Origin of the sequence: Desertibacillus haloalkaliphilus (genome assembly GCF_019039105.1) — a bacterium.
Taxonomy (GTDB): domain Bacteria; phylum Bacillota; class Bacilli; order Bacillales; family KJ1-10-99; genus Desertibacillus; species Desertibacillus haloalkaliphilus.
Window position 1 is genome coordinate 1 of sequence record NZ_JAHPIV010000331.1, and the last position, 379, is coordinate 379.

The 379-nt window shown below is 44.1% G+C and carries 1 protein-coding gene; it reads left to right on the forward strand.

The features are described from left to right. Window positions 1–289, forward strand: a 289-nt coding sequence (locus KH400_RS22190) for a SpoVA/SpoVAEb family sporulation membrane protein (RefSeq protein ID WP_217228333.1), incomplete at its 5' end; no start/stop codon positions are given. Window positions 290–379: the final 90 nt, after the last annotated feature.

Below are 379 nucleotides of genomic sequence, written 5' to 3' on the forward strand. Positions count from 1 at the left end.
AGCAATGAGTCCGACTTTAGCAACGCTGATTTTATTAGCCGCTTTAGCAACAGGGTTCGGAATTTACGACAAGCTTGGTCAGTTTGCTGGGGCGGGTTCGTTGGTTCCTGTTACTGGATTTTCGAATGCAATGACGAGTGCTGCTCTAGAGCATAAAAGTGAAGGATTAGTGTTTGGGATTGGTGCGAACATGTTCAAATTAACTGGAGCCGTAATTGCATTTGGTGTGCTTTCTGCTTATTTAGTAGGGCTGACTAGGATGCTTGTTGAAATGTTGATTAATTCGTAAAGGACGTGTTTTTAGGTGGAGAGACGAGGGAAGCAAACATGGCATTTTGATCAACCTGTATACATACAGGGGTCTGGAACTGCAGTTGGC